Annotated in this window: 11 protein-coding genes and 2 rRNA genes; 9 read left to right on the top strand and 4 right to left on the bottom strand. The window is 63.3% G+C overall.

Annotated features, from left to right (window positions below; all coding sequences use genetic code 11):
• The first annotated feature begins 423 nt into the window (after positions 1-423).
• The 4 genes from JOE31_RS19110 (at position 424) to JOE31_RS19095 (ending at position 5,334) form a co-directional block, all read left to right on the top strand.
• Positions 424-3,559, top strand: a 23S ribosomal RNA gene (locus tag JOE31_RS19110).
• Between the two features lie 228 nt (positions 3,560-3,787).
• Positions 3,788-3,904: ribosomal RNA gene (rrf, locus tag JOE31_RS19105) — 5S ribosomal RNA — on the top strand.
• 406 nt (positions 3,905-4,310) lie between these two features.
• Positions 4,311-4,802, top strand: coding sequence for an SRPBCC domain-containing protein (locus tag JOE31_RS19100; protein ID WP_209747277.1), 492 nt, complete (start codon positions 4,311-4,313; stop codon positions 4,800-4,802).
• A 10-nt stretch (positions 4,803-4,812) separates the two neighbouring features.
• Positions 4,813-5,334, top strand: a complete 522-nt coding sequence (locus JOE31_RS19095) for a GNAT family N-acetyltransferase (RefSeq protein WP_209747275.1) — start codon at positions 4,813-4,815, stop codon at positions 5,332-5,334.
• Between the two features lie 17 nt (positions 5,335-5,351).
• Here the strand turns inward: JOE31_RS19095 and JOE31_RS19090 are convergent, their stop codons facing one another.
• Positions 5,352-6,380, bottom strand: a complete 1,029-nt coding sequence (locus tag JOE31_RS19090; protein WP_209747273.1) for a LacI family DNA-binding transcriptional regulator — start codon at positions 6,378-6,380, stop codon at positions 5,352-5,354.
• Between the two features lie 46 nt (positions 6,381-6,426).
• The gene (locus JOE31_RS19085) at positions 6,427-8,163 is read right to left on the bottom strand and encodes an alpha-amylase family glycosyl hydrolase (RefSeq protein ID WP_245199268.1); all 1,737 of its coding nucleotides are present in this window, start codon (positions 8,161-8,163) and stop codon (positions 6,427-6,429) included.
• Positions 8,164-8,468: 305 nt separating this feature from the next.
• Here JOE31_RS19085 and JOE31_RS19080 point away from each other — a divergent pair, with 305 nt between their 5' ends.
• The 5 genes from JOE31_RS19080 to JOE31_RS19060 all read left to right on the top strand — a co-directional run bounded on the left by JOE31_RS19080 (position 8,469) and on the right by JOE31_RS19060 (position 16,033).
• Positions 8,469-9,767: a maltose ABC transporter substrate-binding protein gene (locus tag JOE31_RS19080; RefSeq protein WP_209748629.1), complete on the top strand. Its 1,299-nt coding sequence runs from the start codon at positions 8,469-8,471 to the stop codon at positions 9,765-9,767.
• A gap of 216 nt (positions 9,768-9,983) precedes the next feature.
• On the top strand, positions 9,984-11,675 hold the full coding sequence (locus JOE31_RS19075) for an ABC transporter permease subunit (RefSeq protein WP_209747272.1): 1,692 nt from the start codon (positions 9,984-9,986) through the stop codon (positions 11,673-11,675).
• Entirely contained in the window at positions 11,672-12,649 is a 978-nt protein-coding gene (locus JOE31_RS19070) for a sugar ABC transporter permease (protein ID WP_209747270.1), read from the top strand. The genes JOE31_RS19075 and JOE31_RS19070 overlap by 4 nt, the downstream gene beginning before the upstream one ends.
• 2 nt (positions 12,650-12,651) lie before the next feature.
• Positions 12,652-14,577, top strand: a complete 1,926-nt coding sequence (locus JOE31_RS19065) for a glycoside hydrolase family 13 protein (protein WP_209747268.1) — start codon at positions 12,652-12,654, stop codon at positions 14,575-14,577.
• An 85-nt stretch (positions 14,578-14,662) separates the two neighbouring features.
• Positions 14,663-16,033 (top strand): FAD-binding oxidoreductase, encoded by a 1,371-nt coding sequence (locus JOE31_RS19060; protein ID WP_209747266.1) that lies wholly within the window; start codon positions 14,663-14,665, stop codon positions 16,031-16,033.
• Here JOE31_RS19060 and JOE31_RS19055 read toward each other — a convergent pair whose 3' ends face one another.
• Positions 16,034-17,449: a DUF4032 domain-containing protein gene (locus JOE31_RS19055; RefSeq protein WP_209747264.1), complete on the bottom strand. Its 1,416-nt coding sequence runs from the start codon at positions 17,447-17,449 to the stop codon at positions 16,034-16,036.
• A 175-nt stretch (positions 17,450-17,624) separates the two neighbouring features.
• Positions 17,625-18,707, bottom strand: a complete 1,083-nt coding sequence (locus JOE31_RS19050) for an ABC transporter ATP-binding protein (RefSeq protein WP_209747263.1) — start codon at positions 18,705-18,707, stop codon at positions 17,625-17,627.
• Positions 18,708-18,771: the final 64 nt, after the last annotated feature.

Raw genomic sequence — 18,771 nt, 5'->3', positions numbered from 1 at the left:
CAGACGATAGTTCTGCGGCGGGTGCTCACGGGTGGAATATCAGCAAATAGCGGCCGCATGGTTTTGTCCTTGCCCAGTACGGATGCTCTTGAGTGTCCTGGAACGGCGGGGGCGGGGCGCAGGCGGTTTAGTGTTTGGCACACTGTTGGGTCCTGAGGCAACAGGACCGGGAGGGTTTCTTCCCGGGTTTTGTTTGTTTCTGGTTTCCTGGCTGCACCGATCACACGGTTGTTGTCCCTTTGCGGGGGTGCGTGTGTGGGGTGTGTGGTACGGGGTTGTTGTTTGAGAACTACATAGTGGACGCGAGCATCTTTTATAAGAAGCAATTTCCAAGAATATGAACCTGGATCTGGTTCTTCGCCTTTCGGGGTGGGGGATTGGTTTCTGTGGTTCTCTCGAAAATTAGCGTTTTTGATCTTTTGTGGTCAAGTTTTTAAGAGCACACGGTGGATGCCTTGGCATTAGGAGCCGAAGAAGGACGTAGGAATCTGCGATAAGCCTGGGGGAGTCGATAACCGGACTGTGATCCCAGGGTGTCCGAATGGGGAAACCCCGCCAGGGACGCGAGTTGCCTGGTGACCCGCATCTGAACACATAGGGTGCGTGGAGGGAACGCGGGGAAGTGAAACATCTCAGTACCCGCAGGAAGAGAAAACAATAGTGATTCCGTTAGTAGTGGCGAGCGAACGCGGATCAGGCTAAACCGTTCCATGTGTGATAGCCGGCGGGCGTTGCATGGTCGGGGTTGCGGGACTTTCCGTGCTGTCTCTGCCGGGACAGCGAGGTGTGATGTGCAGGCATAGGTGAACGGTCTTGAAAGGCCGGCCAGAGAGGGTGTGAGCCCCGTAACCGTAATGTTGTGTACCGCCTGGGAAGTATCCCAAGTAGCACGGGGCCCGAGAAATCCCGTGCGAATCTGTCAGGACCACCTGATAAGCCTAAATACTCCCTAATGACCGATAGCGGACCAGTACCGTGAGGGAAAGGTGAAAAGTACCCCGGGAGGGGAGTGAAACAGTACCTGAAACCGTGTGCTTACAATCCGTCGGAGCCAGTCTGATTCTGGTGACGGCGTGCCTTTTGAAGAATGAGCCTGCGAGTTAGTGTTACGTCGCGAGGTTAACCCGTGTGGGGCAGCCGTAGCGAAAGCGAGTCTGAATAGGGCGTTGCAGTGGCGTGATCTAGACCCGAAGCGAAGTGATCTACCCATGGCCAGGTTGAAGCGACGGTAAGACGTCGTGGAGGACCGAACCCACTTCAGTTGAAAATGGAGGGGATGAGCTGTGGGTAGGGGTGAAAGGCCAATCAAACTTCGTGATAGCTGGTTCTCCCCGAAATGCATTTAGGTGCAGCGTTGCGTGTTTCTTACCGGAGGTAGAGCTACTGGATGGCTAATGGGCCCTACAAGGTTACTGACGTCAGCCAAACTCCGAATGCCGGTAAGTGAGAGCGCAGCAGTGAGACTGTGGGGGATAAGCTTCATAGTCGAGAGGGAAACAGCCCAGACCACCAACTAAGGCCCCTAAGCGTGTGCTAAGTGGGAAAGGATGTGGAGTTGCGAAGACAACCAGGAGGTTGGCTTAGAAGCAGCCATCCTTAAAAGAGTGCGTAATAGCTCACTGGTCAAGTGATTCCGCGCCGACAATGTAGCGGGGCTCAAGTACACCGCCGAAGTTGTGGCATTCACATTTTATCCAAGCCGCCTCCTTGTGGGGTTGGTTCAGGAGTGTGGATGGGTAGGGGAGCGTCGTGTGGGCAGTGAAGTCGCGGTGTAAACCAGCGGTGGAGCCTACACGAGTGAGAATGCAGGCATGAGTAGCGAAAGACGGGTGAGAAACCCGTCCGCCGAATGATCAAGGGTTCCAGGGTCAAGCTAATCTGCCCTGGGTAAGTCGGGACCTAAGGCGAGGCCGACAGGCGTAGTCGATGGACAACGGGTTGATATTCCCGTACCGGCGAAAAACCGCCCATGCTGAACAGGGGATACTAACCGCCCGAGACCTGCCCGATCACCCTTGTGGTGTGAGGGTTTTGGTGGAGCGCGGGACCTGATCCTGGGAGGTAAGCGTATTAACAGGTGTGACGCAGGAAGGTAGCCGAGCCGGGCGATGGTTGTCCCGGTCCAAGGATGTAGGGCGAACGGTAGGCAAATCCGCCGTTCATGATGCCTGAGACCTGACGGGACCCCTTTAGGGGGGATTCGGTGATCCTATGCTGCCTAGAAAAGCATCGACGCGAGGTTTTAGCCGCCCGTACCCCAAACCGACACAGGTGATCAGGTAGAGAATACTAAGGCGATCGAGAGAATTATGGTTAAGGAACTCGGCAAAATGCCCCCGTAACTTCGGGAGAAGGGGGGCCCCAACCTTGATGGACACACGCTGTCCGGAGGGGATCGGGGCCGCAGAGACCAGGGGGAAGCGACTGTTTACTAAAAACACAGGTCCGTGCGAAGTCGCAAGACGATGTATACGGACTGACTCCTGCCCGGTGCTGGAAGGTTAAGAGGACCGGTTAGCCGCAAGGCGAAGCTGAGAATTTAAGCCCCAGTAAACGGCGGTGGTAACTATAACCATCCTAAGGTAGCGAAATTCCTTGTCGGGTAAGTTCCGACCTGCACGAATGGAGTAACGACTTCCCCGCTGTCTCAACCATAAACTCGGCGAAATTGCAGTACGAGTAAAGATGCTCGTTACGCGCAGCAGGACGGAAAGACCCCGAGACCTTTACTATAGTTTGGTATTGGTGTTCGGAGTGGCTTGTGTAGGATAGGTGGGAGACGTTGAAGCCCGGACGCCAGTTCGGGTGGAGTCATCGTTGAAATACCACTCTGGTCACTTTGGACATCTAACTTCGGCCCGTAATCCGGGTCAGGGACAGTGCCTGATGGGTAGTTTAACTGGGGCGGTTGCCTCCTAAAAAGTAACGGAGGCGCCCAAAGGTTCCCTCAGCCTGGTTGGCAATCAGGTGTCGAGTGTAAGTGCACAAGGGAGCTTGACTGTGAGAGAGACATCTCGAGCAGGGACGAAAGTCGGGACTAGTGATCCGGCGGTACATTGTGGAATGGCCGTCGCTCAACGGATAAAAGGTACCTCGGGGATAACAGGCTGATCTTGCCCAAGAGTCCATATCGACGGCATGGTTTGGCACCTCGATGTCGGCTCGTCGCATCCTGGGGCTGGAGTAGGTCCCAAGGGTTGGGCTGTTCGCCCATTAAAGCGGTACGCGAGCTGGGTTTAGAACGTCGTGAGACAGTTCGGTCCCTATCCGCTGCGCGCGCAGGAAATTTGAGAAGGGCTGTCCTTAGTACGAGAGGACCGGGACGGACGAACCTCTGGTGTGTCAGTTGTACTGCCAAGTGCACCGCTGATTAGCTACGTTCGGATGGGATAACCGCTGAAAGCATCTAAGCGGGAAGCTCGCTTCGAGATGAGATTTCCATACACCTTGTGTGTGAGAGGCCCCCAGCCAGACCACTGGGTTGATAGGCCGGATGTGGAAGCGAGGACTAACGACTCGTGAAGCTGACCGGTACTAATAGGCCGATAACTTACACCACACACCCCTTTCGTGAACGGATTCAAAAGACGTTCACACCATGAAAGGGGTAAAAAGAAAACAAGACTGCTTGCGTCCACTATGTGGTTCCCAACCAACAAACCCGTTGCGTTGCAGGAACAAAACCACAACAAAATAACAACACCACACCTGCCCTGACCGGCAGGAGCATGTTGTAACCACTGATTTCCCAACCCCGGGCGCATGCCGGGGGTCCGGGTAGAAGGGTTACGGCGGTCATAGCGTGGGGGAAACGCCCGGTCCCATTCCGAACCCGGAAGCTAAGACCCACAGCGCCGATGGTACTGCACCCGGGAGGGTGTGGGAGAGTAGGTCACCGCCGGAACATCATTCAGGTCGAGAGCCCCAACCAGGCAACTGGTTGGGGCTCTCCCACGTTAACCACCAAAACCCCCACCCCACACCCACACCCTCTCCCACATCCAGATCCTCTCTCAGATCCGGCACCCCTCCCGACACACCCTCTCTCAGATCCGGCACCCCTCCCGACACACCCTCTCTCACTACCTGCGCCTTCCGGGCACCCGGCCCGGGCACCCGAACCAGGCACCGCCCTCGAACCCCCGCCACCACCGAGAGAGCATCCCGAAACAACCCGCCACAACTGAGAGAGCGTCCGGAAACAACCCGCCACAACTGAGAGAGCGTCCGGAAACCACCCGCCACAACTGAGAGAGCGTCGCCCGGGGGAGTGCGAAAGGTGAGAGAGCGCCCGGGTAAAGTTGGTGAGCATGGATAACCTCTTCAGCCACGCATTCCCTGCGGACGAAGCACCCGATCCCGTGGATGGCCTCGACGCCGTGGTGCACACTGTGGTGGTGCCCGGTCCGGTCTCCAAGGCGTTCATTGGGTTCACCGAACACACCCACCTCTGGTGGCCGCTCGAGGACCACAGTGTCTTCGGTACGGGTTCTTACGTGGAGTTCGAAGAGAACCTGGTCATGGAAACCGCGGATGATGGCCGGACCGCGGTGTGGGGAATGATCGACGACTGGCAGCCGCCGTTGTCTTTCCATGCCAGCTGGCACCCGGGGACCACTGCGTTGTGGGCTACCGAGCTCCGCGTGGCTTTTAGGGCAGTGGACGGCGGCACAGGGCTTCGCCTCGTCCACGACGGCTGGGAGGGTGCCGAAAACCCTGCCGTAACACGCGCTGAATACGATGCCGGCTGGCCGGACGTACTGGCCCGCTTTGCCCGGTTCATGGGTGGTGTAGTTGGCTAGGGTACGGCGCATGGCTGAGGGGGAGTGGGCATCCTTGCGCGCCGTGAGGCTGGAAATGCTGGCCGATACCCCAACGGCTTACGTTGAATCCCTGGCGTCCGCCCAGGCGCAGACCGAGGGCCAATGGCGGAGCCGCGCCGCTGCGATGACCGCTCCCGGAAGTGTGACGTTCGTTGCTGAGGACGGTTCGAGGACCAATGTGTTCTGTGGCCTGATGCGTGTGGTGGTGAAGCATTCCCAGGAGCCTAATCGGCAGCGCCAAGCCATGCTCATTAGTGTTTATGTGGCCGTACCGTATCGGGGAAGCGGCCTCGCCGACGAGATGCTCGGCAGGTCGGTCGAGGCCGCAGCAGGTGAGCTTGAGTGCGGACTGCTGCAGCTCGGCGTCCACGAAGACAATACCCGTGCCCTGGCTTTCTACGCGCGCCACGGCTTCGGTGACACGGGGCGGCGGGAAGCCTATGCGCTCGATCCCGGGAAGAAAGAGATCATCATGGAGCGGGAGCTGTACTCGCGCGCGCCGGCCGCCTAGCGATACCCTCGGAGACGTCAGCGCTGCGCAGCGTCTGCCGGTGGCACGGAGGTGCTGGACCTGACCACGAAGTTCGTGGGGAACTCCGTATCGGTTGCACCGCCGTCGGCTGCGTCCTCAAGGCCCGCCAGCAGGAGACGGACCGCCAAGGCTCCCTGTCCACGGGCGTCCTGGTCGAAGGTGGTGAGGCCGAATACTTCACCAAGCTCATGTCCGTCGATTCCAATGACGGACAGGTCATAGGGGATCCGCAGACCGAAGTCCCGTGCGGCCAGGATGGTTCCGATGGCCATCTCGTCTGAAGCCGCGAACACCGCCGTGGGGCGTTCGGACGTGCCCCCGAGCAATTGCCGGGCACTCGCGTAGGCGCCCTGGATGGTGAAGTCGGCGGAGACCTGCCATTCCGGACGGACGGGAACCCCGGCAGCCGCCATGGCTTTCTCGAAGCCGCCTTGACGCGTTCCGGGGAGCCGGAAATCCTGCTGGTAGGAGGCGTCGCCGGTCATGTGGGCGATCCGGGTGTGCCCCAGCCTGATGAGGTGGCTGGTTGCTGCTTCGGCGATTCCCGGGTCGTTAATCCTGATCGTGGAGGCACCGGGCAAGGGGCCGCCGATTCCCACGATCGGGCGGTGGATGGCGAGCAGTTGCCGTATTTCGGCTTCACTGAGTTCGAGTGACACCGCAATGACCGCATCCACGCGTTTTCGCAGCAGGAAGTCGTTCAAGACGCTGTGCCGGCGGTCAGGCCCTTCACTGACGTTGTACAGGGTCAGGTCGTACCCGGCGTCGAGCAATGTGGCCGAAACCCCTTCCACCACCGAGGAGAAAAACCAGCGGTGGACGGAAGGGACAACAACACCCACATTGTGGTTCCGGCCTGATGCCAGGCTGGAGGCGTGGTACGACAAGACGAAACCGAGTTCGGCTGCGGCCGCCTGCGCACGTTCGCGGCTGCGGGCGGACACATTCCCTTTGCCGCTGAGTGCCCGTGACACAGTAGCGATGGACAGGCCCGCTCGCTCAGCTACGTCCTTGATGCCGGGCATATTCAGTTCTCCGTGTTCTTAACCGCCAATTCCAACGACTGCCGGATCACCCAACCTCAAGGTTCAGCCAGACCGTCTCACCCGAGCCTAGCTGATGACCGCCAGAGTTCGTCTCAGCTGACTCCGGGGAGCTGCGCAGCAGCACCCGGCCTGCCGGGAGTTCCAACGGTCCATGTCCTGTGTTCATGACCACAAGGGTGGTGCCGTTGACGTAGGCCAGGGACGTATCGCTGCACCAGCTTTCCAGCCATGCCAGCGAGCCCCGGCCGAGGTCCAGCTCCCTCCGCATTGCCAGCATCCGGCGGTAGAGGTTCAAATGCGACGTCGGCTGTTCAGCCTGCGCATCACGCGCCAGTTCGCTGAAGCTCTGCGGCTGCGGCAGCCAGGGAGCTTGTCCCGAGCCGAAGCCGGCGTGCAGTTCGGCGGCACGCCAGGGAAGGGGCACCCGGCAGCCGTCGCGGCCCAGCCGTTCTCCGCCGGTGCGCGCGAACGTGGGGTCCTGGCGCTGGCTGTCCGGGATGTCGATTCCGTCCGGCAGGCCCAGTTCTTCGCCCTGGTAGAGATACGCCCCGCCGGGAAGCCCCAGCATGAACATGGAGGCGGCGGCAGCCCGGCTCCTGCCCAAGGCAAAGTCGGGCTGCCGGTCAAAGGTGCCGATCCCGTCGCCGTCGCGCGGTCCCGGGCCGTCGTAGCCGAAGCGGGTGGCGTGGCGGACGACGTCGTGGTTGGACAGTACCCACGTGCTTGGCGCGCCGACGGCGTCCAACGCCACCAGGGAGTCCGTGATGACACCGCGTAGGCGGTGGACGTCCAGGCCCGCATGGAGGTAGGGGAAATTGAACGCCTGGTGCATTTCGTCCGGGCGGACCCAGTCAGCCAAACGTGGCAACGGGTCCACGTTGGCTTCGGCACAGAGGATGCGGTCCGGACCGTACTCGGCAAGAATCCGGCGCCACGCCCGGTAGATGTCATGCAGGGCCGGCTGGCCGAACATCGGTGCGTCATGGCCGGGGTAGCCGTCGCAGCTGTTGCCGTCGGCCCTGCCGCCCCACTCCGGCAGGCCGGGAGCCTTCACCAGCGCGTGGGCCACGTCCACGCGGAATCCGGACACGCCCCGGTCCAGCCAGAAACGCAGCACCCGCTCGAATTCATCGTGGACTGCCTGGTTGTCCCAGTTGAAGTCGGGCTGGGAGGCGTCGAAAAGGTGCAGATACCACTGCCCGGGCCGGCCGTCCGGCTCCGTGATGCGTGTCCAGGCGGGTCCGCCAAAGTGCGACTGCCAGTTGTTGGGAGGCTCTTCACCATAGGTTCCCAGGCCGTCCCGGAAGATGAACATGTCACGTTCCGCACTGCCGGCGGGGGCGGCAAGGGCAGCCTGGAAAGCGGCGTGCTGGTCCGAGCAGTGATTCGGAACAAGATCCACGATCACCCGCAGGTTCAGGCGGGTTGCCTCCACCATCATGGCGTCGAAGTCGGCCAGGGTGCCGAACAGCGGATCGACGTCGCAGTAGTCGCTGACGTCGTAGCCAGCGTCCTTTTGCGGTGAGCGGTAGAACGGCGACAGCCAGACGGCATCCACATCGAGTTGGGCCAACTGGGGCAGCTCTGCAGTGATGCCGGCAAGATCGCCGATGCCGTCTCCGTTCAGGTCCCGAAAGGACCGCGGATAGACCTGGTAGATGACGGCGGACCGCCACCAGCCGGAAGCTTCATCAGCAGTGTGGACCAGGGTCAGTGGCCCCGCCGCGACGGCGGGGGCTTTGAGCATTGAGTCAACGGACATGCCGGTAATCGTAGAACGGAACAAGCCAGAATTGAAAACGCTTCCAATTGTGACGTAGGACTCATTGCCTGCGGATGGTCTGCTACCCGGCCCTTGGATTGCAGGCTCTCAGGAGTAATGAAGCCTCCGGGCAGGGTCGGTGCCCCGCTTTGCGTACCAGGCTACTGCCGAGTAGGGTGACTTTCCATCATGGGTCATCCCGTGTACTTTGGAAGCGCTTGCAGCTGTGAGCCACATCACCGACGATGCCACAGGGCCCAGGGGGCCGACGCGTGGATGCAGGATTTTTTATGAAAGGGACACCAATGAAGGTGCAGAACACCCTCACGAGCGGGACCAGCCGCCGCGTCTTCACGGCGGGCGCGCTCTCCGTCGTGGCAGCCTTGGCGCTCAGCGCCTGCGGTGGCGCATCGGCCACCGCACCGGCAACCGCTACCGCTAAGCCGGACCTGAAGTCTGCCGGTGCAGGCACCATCACCATGTGGGTCGACGCCGAACGGTCGCCGGCGCTGAAGGACATCACCGCCAAGTTCCAGGCCGATACCGGCATCGAGGTCAAACTCGTCGTCAAGGACTTCGCCGCCGTCCGCGATGACTTCATCACCCAGGTCCCCACGGGCAAGGGCCCGGACCTGATCGTCGGACCGCATGACTGGGTCGGCAAGTTCGTCCAGAACGGCGTCATTGCTCCGATCGAACTCGGGGACAAGTCGTCGGCATTCCAGGGTTCCTCTATCAAGGCCATGACCTTCAACGGCTCCGTCTATGGTGTCCCGTACGCCATCGAAAACATCGCGCTGCTGCGCAACACCGATCTGGTGGCCGAGAGCGCGGAAACGCTGGACGAAGTAGTTGCCAACGGCAAGAAGGCAGTGGCGGACGGCAAGGCCAAGTTCCCGTTCCTGGTGGGCATGGATCCCAAGCAGGGCGACCCGTACCACCTCTACCCGCTGCAGGCCTCCATGGGTTCGCAGGTCTTCGGCCAGTCTGCCGACGGTGGTTACGATCCCAAACAGCTCCTCATCGGTGATGCCGCCGGCGTCGAGTTCGCCAAGAAGCTCGTGGCCTGGGGCGACGCAGGTGAAAAGATCATCAACTCCAACATCACCGGGGACATTGCCAAGGAGAAGTTCCTGGCAGGCGAATCCCCCTACTTCCTGACGGGCCCCTGGAACGTTCCGGATGTCCAGAAGAAGGGCATCAAGTTTGCTGTGGACGCCCTGCCGACGGCCGGTGACAAGCCCGCCCAGCCGTTTATCGGCGTCAACGGCTTCTTCATCAGCGCCAAGAGCGCCAACGCCCTTGCCACCAATGAATTCGTCACCAACTACCTCACCTCCGAAGCGGCACAGGATTCCATGTACAAGGCCGGCGGCCGCCCGCCGGCGCTGAAGGCCTCCTTCGAGAAGGCAGCCAGCGATCCCGTGGTGGAAGCATTCGGCAAGATCGGTGCCACCGGCGTGCCCATGCCCGCCATTCCGGAAATGAGCGCAGTCTGGGCCGACTGGGGAGCCACTGAACTCGCGCTGATCAAGGGCCAGGGCGATCCCGCTGCAGAGTGGGCCAAGATGGCTGCCAGCATCAAGGCGAAGATCGCCGGCTGACGCCGCCCGCCGGCTGACGCCGCCCGCCGGCTGACGCCGCCCGCCGGCTGACGCCGCCCGCCGGTTCACTCCGGCCGGCTGACGCCGCCCGCCGGTTCACTCCGGCCGGCACGGGCCGGGCAGCTTTGCCGCTGCCCGGCCCGTTGCTGCAGCGCCCGTTGCCGCAGCGCCCCGCACTTTCCACGGCCCCGATTCTCCCAAGGACCATAGACAGCCATGCCCAAAACAGATCTTTTCCAGGATTCCCCGCCGCCCCCGTCGTCGGGAGCCGGACCAACGTCGGGAGCCGAGCCGACGCCGGGTACCTCGCCATCATTGGGCGGCCGCACCTCGGGCCGCCGGCCGGGGTTGCCAAACCGTCGCTCCCGCCAGGATTCCCTCAAGGGGACCGTGGCCAAGATCGTGCTCCTGGGCCTCGTTGACGCCCTGGCCGTCTATGTCCTGATGATGCTCTTCCTGAGCCAGTCCTGGGGTGCCCTCGCGGTCTCCTCCGCCGTCGTACTGGCCATTAACTGGATCTACCTCCGCAAGGGGGGACTGCCCGCAAAATACCTGGCGCCGGGCGTGCTGTTCCTGCTTGTGTTCCAGGTCTTCGTAGTGCTCTTCAGCGGTTACATCGCATTTACCAACTACGGAGACGGGCACAACAGCACCAAGGACGACGCAATCGCGGCCATCCAGCTCACGGCCCAGAAGCGTGTCCCTGACTCACCGGCCTACAAGGCAGCGGTCCTCACCAAGGGCAACGACTTCTACCTGCTGTTTACCGATCCGGATGGCAAGGCTTCCATCGGCAGCACCGGTTCGCCCCTGCAGGAAGTGCCCGGCGCCGGCACCGACTCCACCGGCAAGGCCAACTCCGTTGACGGCTACCGGACGCTGAACTTCCAGGAAATCGTGGCAAACCAGCAGGACATCCTGGCCATCACCGTGCCCGTCTCGGAGGACCCGGCGGACGGCACCCTCCGCACGGCGGACGGCAGCAGCGCCTACGAGTTCAAGCCGGCCCTGACCTATGACGCGGCGGCCGACACGTTCACCGACACCGACACGGGAGCCGTCTACCGGGACAACGGCAAGGGGGCCTTCGCGGACAGCAACGGCCAGACCCTCACCACGGGCTGGAAGATCGACGTCGGCATGGAGAACTTCGCCCGCGCCTTCACCGATCCCAGCCTGCGAGGTCCGCTGCTGGGTGTCATCCTCTGGACCTTCACCTTCGCCGTCGCCTCTGTTGCGCTGACCTTCGCGCTTGGCCTGTTCCTGGCCATCACCTTCAACCGCGAGGACCTGCGTGGCAAAAAGGTCTACCGGATCCTGATGATCCTGCCCTACGCCTTCCCGGCGTTCCTGTCCGGACTGGTCTGGTCCGGCATCCTCAACCCGCAGTTCGGCTGGCTCAACCAAACGCTGCTGGGCGGCGCCACCATCGGCTGGCTCACGGACCCGGTCCTGGCCAAGATCAGCGTCCTGGTGGTCAACCTGTGGCTCGGCTTCCCGTACATGTTCCTGGTCTGCACCGGCGCCCTCCAGTCGCTGCCCACCGAGCTCGACGAGGCTGCGCGGATGGACGGCGCCGGCCCGTGGCGCGTCTTCCGGTCCATCAAGCTTCCCCTGCTGCTGGTCTCGATTGCCCCGCTGCTGATTTCCTCCTTCGCTTTCAACTTCAACAACTTCAATGTGATCTACATGCTCACCGGCGGCGGGCCGCGCTTCGCGGACACCGACCGTGACATTGGAGCCACGGACATCCTGATCACGCTGGTATACAAGGTGGCTTTCGGGCAGGGTACCGGCCGCGACTACGGCCTGGCCAGCGCCCTGGCCATCATCATTTTCATCATCGTGGCCACCGTGTCGGCCATCAGCTTCAAGCAGACCAAAGCACTCGAGGACGTGAACTCATGAACGGGTCAACGACACGCACCGGTACGACGGCGGCACCCGCCACAGGCTCCGCCGTCACCGGAGCAGGCACCGCAGCAGACACTACCGTCGAGCAGCTGAAGCAGCTGCACCGGCGGCGCACGTTCGGTGTCTGGTTCAAGGACAAGGGCTGGCGGCACCTCGTGGGAGTCGCCGTGACCATCTTCGCGATCTTTCCGCTTCTCTATGTACTGTCCGCCGCGTTCAACTCCACGGGCACGCTCGTGGGCTCGAACGCACTCTTCAGCAAGCTGGACCTCGGCAATTTCACCGCCTTGTTCAACGACCCGTCACGGCCCTTCGGCCGCTGGTTCGGCAACACCATGGTGGTGGGCGTGGTGACCTCCGCAGCGACGGTGTTCCTGGGAGCCATGGCCGCCTACGCGTTCTCCCGCATGCGGTTCAAGGGGCGCCGGATCGGGCTGCTGAGCCTTCTCCTGCTCCAGATGTTCCCGCAACTGCTTGCCGTGGTGGCCATCTTCCTGCTGCTCAGCGGGATCTCCGAGGTCATTCCGGCCCTGGGCCTGGGCAGCCAGCTCGGCCTGATCATGGTGTACCTTGGCGGTGCACTGGGAGTGAACACGTACCTCATGTACGGCTTCTTCAACACCGTCCCGCAGTCCCTGGACGAGGCGGCCAAGATCGACGGCGCCAGCCACGTGCAGATCTTCTTCGGCATCATCCTGCGCCTGGTCACCCCGATCCTCGCAGTGGTGGGGCTGCTCGCCTTCATCGGAATCTCCAGCGAATTCGTGATAGCCAGCGTGGTGCTGACCGACCCGGACAGCCAGACACTCGCCGTAGGGCTCTACTCCTTCGTCGCCCAGCAGCGTTCGGAGAACTGGGGGGTCTTCGCCGCCGGCGCAGTGCTCGCGGCCGTCCCGGTAATGGCGCTGTTCCTGTTCCTTCAGCGCTACATCGTCAGCGGCCTCACCCAGGGCTCGGTCAAGGGCTAAGCATGCCGGCAATCCTCCCGCGCTGCCCCCTCCCGCACCACGACGGTTCGCCGCTGCACGTCCCGCGGCGCGCCGGGCTTGGCGATGCCGCCGGGCTCCGCGTGCGGATCCCCGCGGCCTGGGGCCGTGCCGCCCGGGTCTGGGTGCGGTCGGTCCAGGACGGTGAGCCCCGGTACGACGCCGCGCACAGCCTGGGGGAGTTTAACGGCTGGGTTTGGTGGGAAGCGAAGATGACCGTCACCAACCCGGTGGCCCGGTACCGCTTCCTCCTGGAAGTTGCGGAAAGCGAGCACGACGACGGTACTCCAGACAGCGGACAGGCGGGCAGCACGCCGGGGTACTGGAGCCTCAACGCCCAGGGGCTGTTCCGGCGCGACGTCTCCGACTACGCGGACTTCCGGCTGACCACCTTCCCGGCTGCGCCGCAGTGGCTGCGCCGGGGAACGATGTACCAGGTGTTTCCGGACCGCTTCGCGCGCTCTGCCGACGCCGGGCCGCTTCCGGTGCCTGACTGGGCCATCCCGTCCGGATGGGACCACACGCCAGTGCAGGGAACCGGACCTGCCACACCCTTCCAGTTCTATGGCGGCGACCTCACCGGGGTGGCCGAAAGACTGGACCATATCCAGCAACTCGGCGCCGACGTCATCTACCTGACGCCCTTCTTCCCGGCCCGTTCCAACCACCGCTACGATGCCTCCACCTTCAACGAAGTGGATCCGCTCCTGGGCGGGGATGATGCCCTCGTGAAGCTGGTGGAAGCGGCCCATGCGCGCGGGATCAAAGTGATGGGCGACCTCACGGCCAACCATTCCGGCGATGCCCATGAGTGGTTCAGACAGGCGCTGGCGGATCCCGCATCCGCCGAAGCCGGCTACTACTACTTCAATGCGGAGCACACGGAGTACGAAGCCTGGTACGGCGTGGCCTCGCTGCCCAAGCTCAACTGGTCTTCCGAGGACCTGAGGGTCAAGTTCGTCTTGGACGATGACTCGCCCGTGGCGCGCTGGCTCAGGCCCCCGTTCAACCTGGACGGCTGGCGGATCGACGTCGGCAACATGACCGGCCGGCTGGGCGCCACTGACCTCAACCGCGAGGTGGCCTGCCTGATCGCGGACCGGGTCAGGGACATCAACCCGGAAGCAGCATTGCTGGCCGAAGCCACCAACGATGCCGCGCCCGACTTCACCGGCGAACACTGGCACGGGGCCATGACCTACGCCAACTTCACCCGCCCACTGTGGTCCTGGCTGGCAGGCGACGCCGCGCACGTCAATTTTTTCGGTACCCCCCTGGCCGGCCCCAACCGGATGGGAGCCGAGGATTTCCTCGCCACCCACCTGGACCTTGCGTCGGCCTTTAGCTGGGACCTTCGGCTCCAGAACATGAACGCCTTGAACAGTCACGACACCGCCCGTGCAGCCACCGTGATGATCGACGGCGGGCAGTTGCTCGGGGCCGTCATGATGTTCACGATGCCCGGTGTTCCCGTGGTCTTCGCCGGGGACGAGTTCGGCCTCAAGGGGTACAACGGCGAAGACGCCAGGACGCCGATGCCCTGGAACGACCCCGCCCGGATCGAATCGGACCTTCGTCCCGGTTATTCGGTCCTGGCAGCCCTGCGGCGGCAGCAGCCGGCGCTCACCGAGGGCGGAATCCGCTGGCTGTATGCCGACGGCGACGCGCTCACCTATATCCGCGAGACAGCAGAGAGCGCCGTCCTGGTGTTCGTGGCCCGCGCCTCCGCCCGGGCCGACCTCGCAGCCGGCGCACTGTCTCCGGCGCAGTACGCCGCCCTGGCCGCAGATCCCGCGTTCTGCACGGGTGACCTACGAACCGACGTGGCGGACCGGAGTGCCGGCACCCGGATCAGCGCGGGCGAAGCGGCGGCCGCTGTGTGGGTCCTTCCAGGAACCCGGACACCGTAAGTCGCAGCAGGTCCCGGCAGTGCTGCCGGGACGCCGGTATCCGCCGTCTAGACTGAAGGCCGGATTCGACGGACCTGGAGGCCGCATGAGCAGCATTGTTGACGAGCTCAAAACCATCCTGGAGCCCGGCAAGCTGGCCGTGGACGACATGACCCTGGCGGCCTACGCCGTGGACCAGGCACCCGTGCTCGACTACCAGCTGCCGCTGGCTGTGGTGAGGGCCGAAACGGTGGCGGACGTCCAGGCCGTAGTCAGTGCGTGCGCCAAGCACAGCGTGCCCATCGTTGCCCGTGGCGCCGGCACCGGTGTGTCCGGCGGCGCCCACGCCAGCCAAGGGTGCATCGTGCTGAGCCTCGAACGGATGAACCGTATCCTGGACCTGAATCCGGATGACGAGACCGCCGTCGTCGAACCCGGCGTCATCAATGCCGACCTCAACGACGCCGCCGCCGTCCACGGGCTGATGTACGCGCCAGACCCCGCGAGCTTCCGGATGTCCACCATCGGCGGCAACGTGGCCACCAACGCCGGCGGCCTGCGGTGCGCAAAATACGGCGTCACCCGCGATTCGGTCCTGGCCCTCGACGTGGTGCTGGCGGACGGTTCCCTGATCCACACCGGTCACCAGACGTTCAAGGGCGTTGCCGGCTATGACCTGACCGGGCTGTTCGTCGGATCGGAGGGAACACTCGGAATCGTGGTGGGGGCGACAGTGCGGCTGAAGTACCTGCCCCGCGAAGTCCACACCATCGCCGCGTTCTACCCGGACTTCCGCAGCGCCGCGGCGGGCGTCCTGGCCGTGGGTAAGGCCCGCGTCCAGCCCGCCATCATGGAACTGCTCGACGGCGGCTCGCTGCATCAGCTCGACGAAATCCATGGCTCGGACCTGAGCTCGCGGGGAGCCTCGCTCCTGCTGATCCAGACGGACGGCTTCGGGGCAGCCGCGGAGGCTGAGGTGGTCCGCGAAGTCCTTGCCGCCGGCGGAGCAACAGTGACCACCGAGGCCAGCGCAGAAGCCGAACAGCTGGTGGAACTGCGGCGCAACAGCCGCGGCGTTGAAGTGGATGACGAATACAGGGTGGGGGAGGACGTGGCCGTGCCGCGCTCGCGGCTGGTGGACTACATCGGCGAACTTGAAGCCATGGCTGTGGCCCACGGTGTGCAGCTCAAAGTCGTGGCCCACGCCGGCGACGGCAACCTGCACCCCACCTTCTGGGTGGACCGCCTGGACAACCAGGTGGACGCCGATGCAATGCGGCGGCTGGGCGAGGCCCTGGACAGGTCAATCACCGTGGCTCTGGCCATGGGTGGGACCATCACCGGCGAGCACGGGATCGGGCAGTACAAACTGCGGTGGCTGGGCCTGGAACAGCCCGAACCCGTACGGGAGCTGCAGCGCCGGATCAAGCACCTCTTTGATCCGGCCGGCATCCTGAATCCCGGAAAAGCGATCTAGCTAGTCATCGGAGTCCGGGTACTCGTCGATGTCTTCATCGCCGTACCGGGACTGCTCGGTTTCCACCTCCAGGATCTTGAGCAGTTCCGTGTCCGGGTTGAGCATGATCGCTGCCTCGTCGCGGCGGTGCCGGAGGATGGAATCGATGTAGGACTGCACGGCCTCGGCCAGCGGAATGTGCCGTTCCTGCTTCTCTGACATGTACCAGCGGTGTTCCAGCACTTCGTGGACGGCCTCCGCCGGTTCGAGTTTGCCGGAGAGGTCGCGCGGAATCGAACGGACAATGGGCTCGAAGATCTGGCTGACCCACAGGTGGGCGCTGTATTCCTCATCCATGGCGGGGTTGTTGTCCGCACGGAACGAGTCCATGTCGTTGAGCAGGCGGCGGGCCTGGTTCTCCTGGGCGTCCAGTCCGGTCAGCCGCAGCAGCCGGCGCTGGTGGTGGCCTGCGTCCACCACCTTGGGCTGGAGCTGGATGGTGGAGCCGTTCTGGGTGGTCTTGATCGCGTATTCCTCAACATCGAACCCCAGTTCGTTGAGTTTCCGGATACGGGCGGCCACGCGCCAGCGTTCGCCGATCTCGAAGGATTCCTTCTCCGTCAGCTCGGTCCAGAGCCGCCTGTAGCTGTCCATGATGAGTTCGCTGGTGGCCACCGGGTCCACCTTTTCTTCGATCAGGCCGCCGTCCAGCAGATCCATCAGCTCACCGGCGATGTTGACCCGGGCGATCTCGAGATCGTACTCGCGCTGGCCGGTGGACAGGTCCGGATACAGCTCGCCGGTCTCGGCATCCACCAGGTAGGCGGCGAAGGCGCCGGCATCGCGGCGGAAGAGGGTGTTGGACAGAGAGACGTCGCCCCAGTAGAAACCGATGAGGTGCAACCGCACCATCAGCAGGGCCTGGGCGTCGATCAGGCGTGTGAGGGTGTCCTTGCGCAGCATCTGGGAGAAGAGCGCCCGGTAGGGCATGGAGAACTTAAGGTGGCGGGTGACCAGCACCGGATTCAGCGGCCTGCCGTCCGGCGTGGTGCGGCCCGTTATGACGGCCACAGGCTCAACGCAGGGTACGTCCAGGCGCGCCAGCTTGCGGAGCATGTGGTACTCGTGACGGGCCACGTGTTCGGACGTTTCCTTGATGGCGATCACGGAGCCGCCCAGGTGGGCGAACCGCACGATGTGCCGGGAAATGCCGCGGGGGAGGGCAGCGAGGAATTCAGCCGGCCAGTCCTCCAGCGCAACGTGCCACGGCAGGTCCAGAAGTTCGGGATCAGCCGAGGCGGCGGTGATGCTCAGGTTGCTGGAGACGCTGGAATTCTTGTCGTCGTTGGCGCTGGCCGCTTCAAACCGAGGCAGTTTGCCGATCTGGCCGTAGTCGGTGGGTTCGTCGTGCCATTGGGCATTGCTTTCCTCGGTCATGTGCCAATTCTTCCGTACGTAGGGGCAGGCCGCCTAAACAAAGTCAGGGAACCGCGCTTAAATCGCGACGGCGGCCCGTCCTGTTGAGGAGGGGCCGCCGTCGGTCAGTGCTGCAAGGTGCCGGTCAGGTGCTGGCTGCTGCTGCAACCACCCGATTCAGCTCCGCAACCGGAAACTAGTCGCCGAGGCGCAGGCCGGTCTTGGTGTCGAACAGGTGCACATGTCCGGACTGCGGGCGAACGTAGATGGACTCGCCCTTCATCGGGGGGCGACGACCGTCGACGCGGGCCACGATGTCGTGGCTCTTGCCGTCCAGCGTGGTGTGGCCGTAGACGTAGGCGTCGGCGCCGAGTTCTTCGACGACGTCGACCTCAACCTGGAGGCCTTCGCCTGCGGCGACCTGCTCGAGGTCCTCCGGGCGTGAACCCAGCGTGACGGTGCGGCCGTGTGCTTCTTCGAGGACATCGCGGGGAACCGGGTACACGGTTCCGCCGAACTGGACGCCGCCGTCGACGACGGGGAGTTCCAGCAGGTTCATGGCCGGGGAGCCGATGAAGCCGGCTACGAAGACGTTCTTGGGCTTGTCGTAGAGGTTGCGCGGGGTGTCAACCTGCATCAGCAGGCCGTCCTTCAGCACAGCCACACGGTCACCCATGGTCATGGCCTCGACCTGGTCGTGGGTCACGTAGACGGTGGTGACGCCCAGGCGACGGGTCAGGGACGCGATCTGCGTACGGGTCTGGACGCGGAGCTTGGCGTCAAGGTTTGAAAGCGGCTCGTCCATGAGGAAGACCTGCGGGTTACGCACGATGGCGCGGCCCATGGCAACACGCTGGCGCTGACCGCCGGAGAGTGCCTTCGGCTTGCGGTCCAGGTACGGTTCGAGGTCAAGGAGCTTGGCTGCTTCGCGGACACGCTCCGCGCGCTCTTCCTTGCTGACGCCGGCGATCTTCAGCGCGAAGCCCATGTTGTCCGCAACGGTCATGTGCGGGTACAGGGCGTAGTTCTGGAAGACCATCGCGATGTCGCGGTCCTTCGGGGGAACATCGGTGACGTCGCGGTCGCCAATGAGGATACGGCCTGCGTTGACGTCCTCAAGGCCTGCGAGCATGCGCAGGGAGGTGGACTTACCGCAGCCGGAGGGTCCAACGAGGACCAGGAATTCGCCATCGGCGATGTCGATGTTGAGCTTATCGACGGCGGGCTTTTCGGTGCCCGGGTACAGACGTGTTGCGTTATCAAAAGTAACTGTTGCCACAGTTATCAATCCCTTCACCGGCAGGTACGTGCCGGACGATCCGTTGTGAATGGTTCATGTTTAT

Origin of the sequence: Arthrobacter sp. PvP023, assembly GCF_017832975.1 — a bacterium.
GTDB lineage: Bacteria > Actinomycetota > Actinomycetes > Actinomycetales > Micrococcaceae > Arthrobacter.
Note: the sequence above shows the minus strand (reverse complement) of the source record. Positions and strands in the feature narration are given on the sequence as shown.

Excerpts from the sequence above, each read along its gene's own strand:
- JOE31_RS19080 (WP_209748629.1), top strand. The coding sequence starts at position 8,469 with ATGAAGGTGCAGAACACCCTCACGAGCGGGACCAGCCGCCGCGTCTTC.
- JOE31_RS19075 (WP_209747272.1), top strand. The coding sequence starts at position 9,984 with ATGCCCAAAACAGATCTTTTCCAGGATTCCCCGCCGCCCCCGTCGTCG.
- JOE31_RS19085 (WP_245199268.1), bottom strand. The coding sequence starts at position 8,163 with ATGTCCGTTGACTCAATGCTCAAAGCCCCCGCCGTCGCGGCGGGGCCA.
- JOE31_RS19065 (WP_209747268.1), top strand. The coding sequence starts at position 12,652 with ATGCCGGCAATCCTCCCGCGCTGCCCCCTCCCGCACCACGACGGTTCG.
- JOE31_RS19070 (WP_209747270.1), top strand. The coding sequence starts at position 11,672 with ATGAACGGGTCAACGACACGCACCGGTACGACGGCGGCACCCGCCACA.
- JOE31_RS19055 (WP_209747264.1), bottom strand. The coding sequence starts at position 17,449 with ATGACCGAGGAAAGCAATGCCCAATGGCACGACGAACCCACCGACTAC.
- JOE31_RS19100 (WP_209747277.1), top strand. The coding sequence starts at position 4,311 with ATGGATAACCTCTTCAGCCACGCATTCCCTGCGGACGAAGCACCCGAT.
- JOE31_RS19095 (WP_209747275.1), top strand. The coding sequence starts at position 4,813 with ATGGCTGAGGGGGAGTGGGCATCCTTGCGCGCCGTGAGGCTGGAAATG.
- JOE31_RS19090 (WP_209747273.1), bottom strand. The coding sequence starts at position 6,380 with ATGCCCGGCATCAAGGACGTAGCTGAGCGAGCGGGCCTGTCCATCGCT.
- JOE31_RS19060 (WP_209747266.1), top strand. The coding sequence starts at position 14,663 with ATGAGCAGCATTGTTGACGAGCTCAAAACCATCCTGGAGCCCGGCAAG.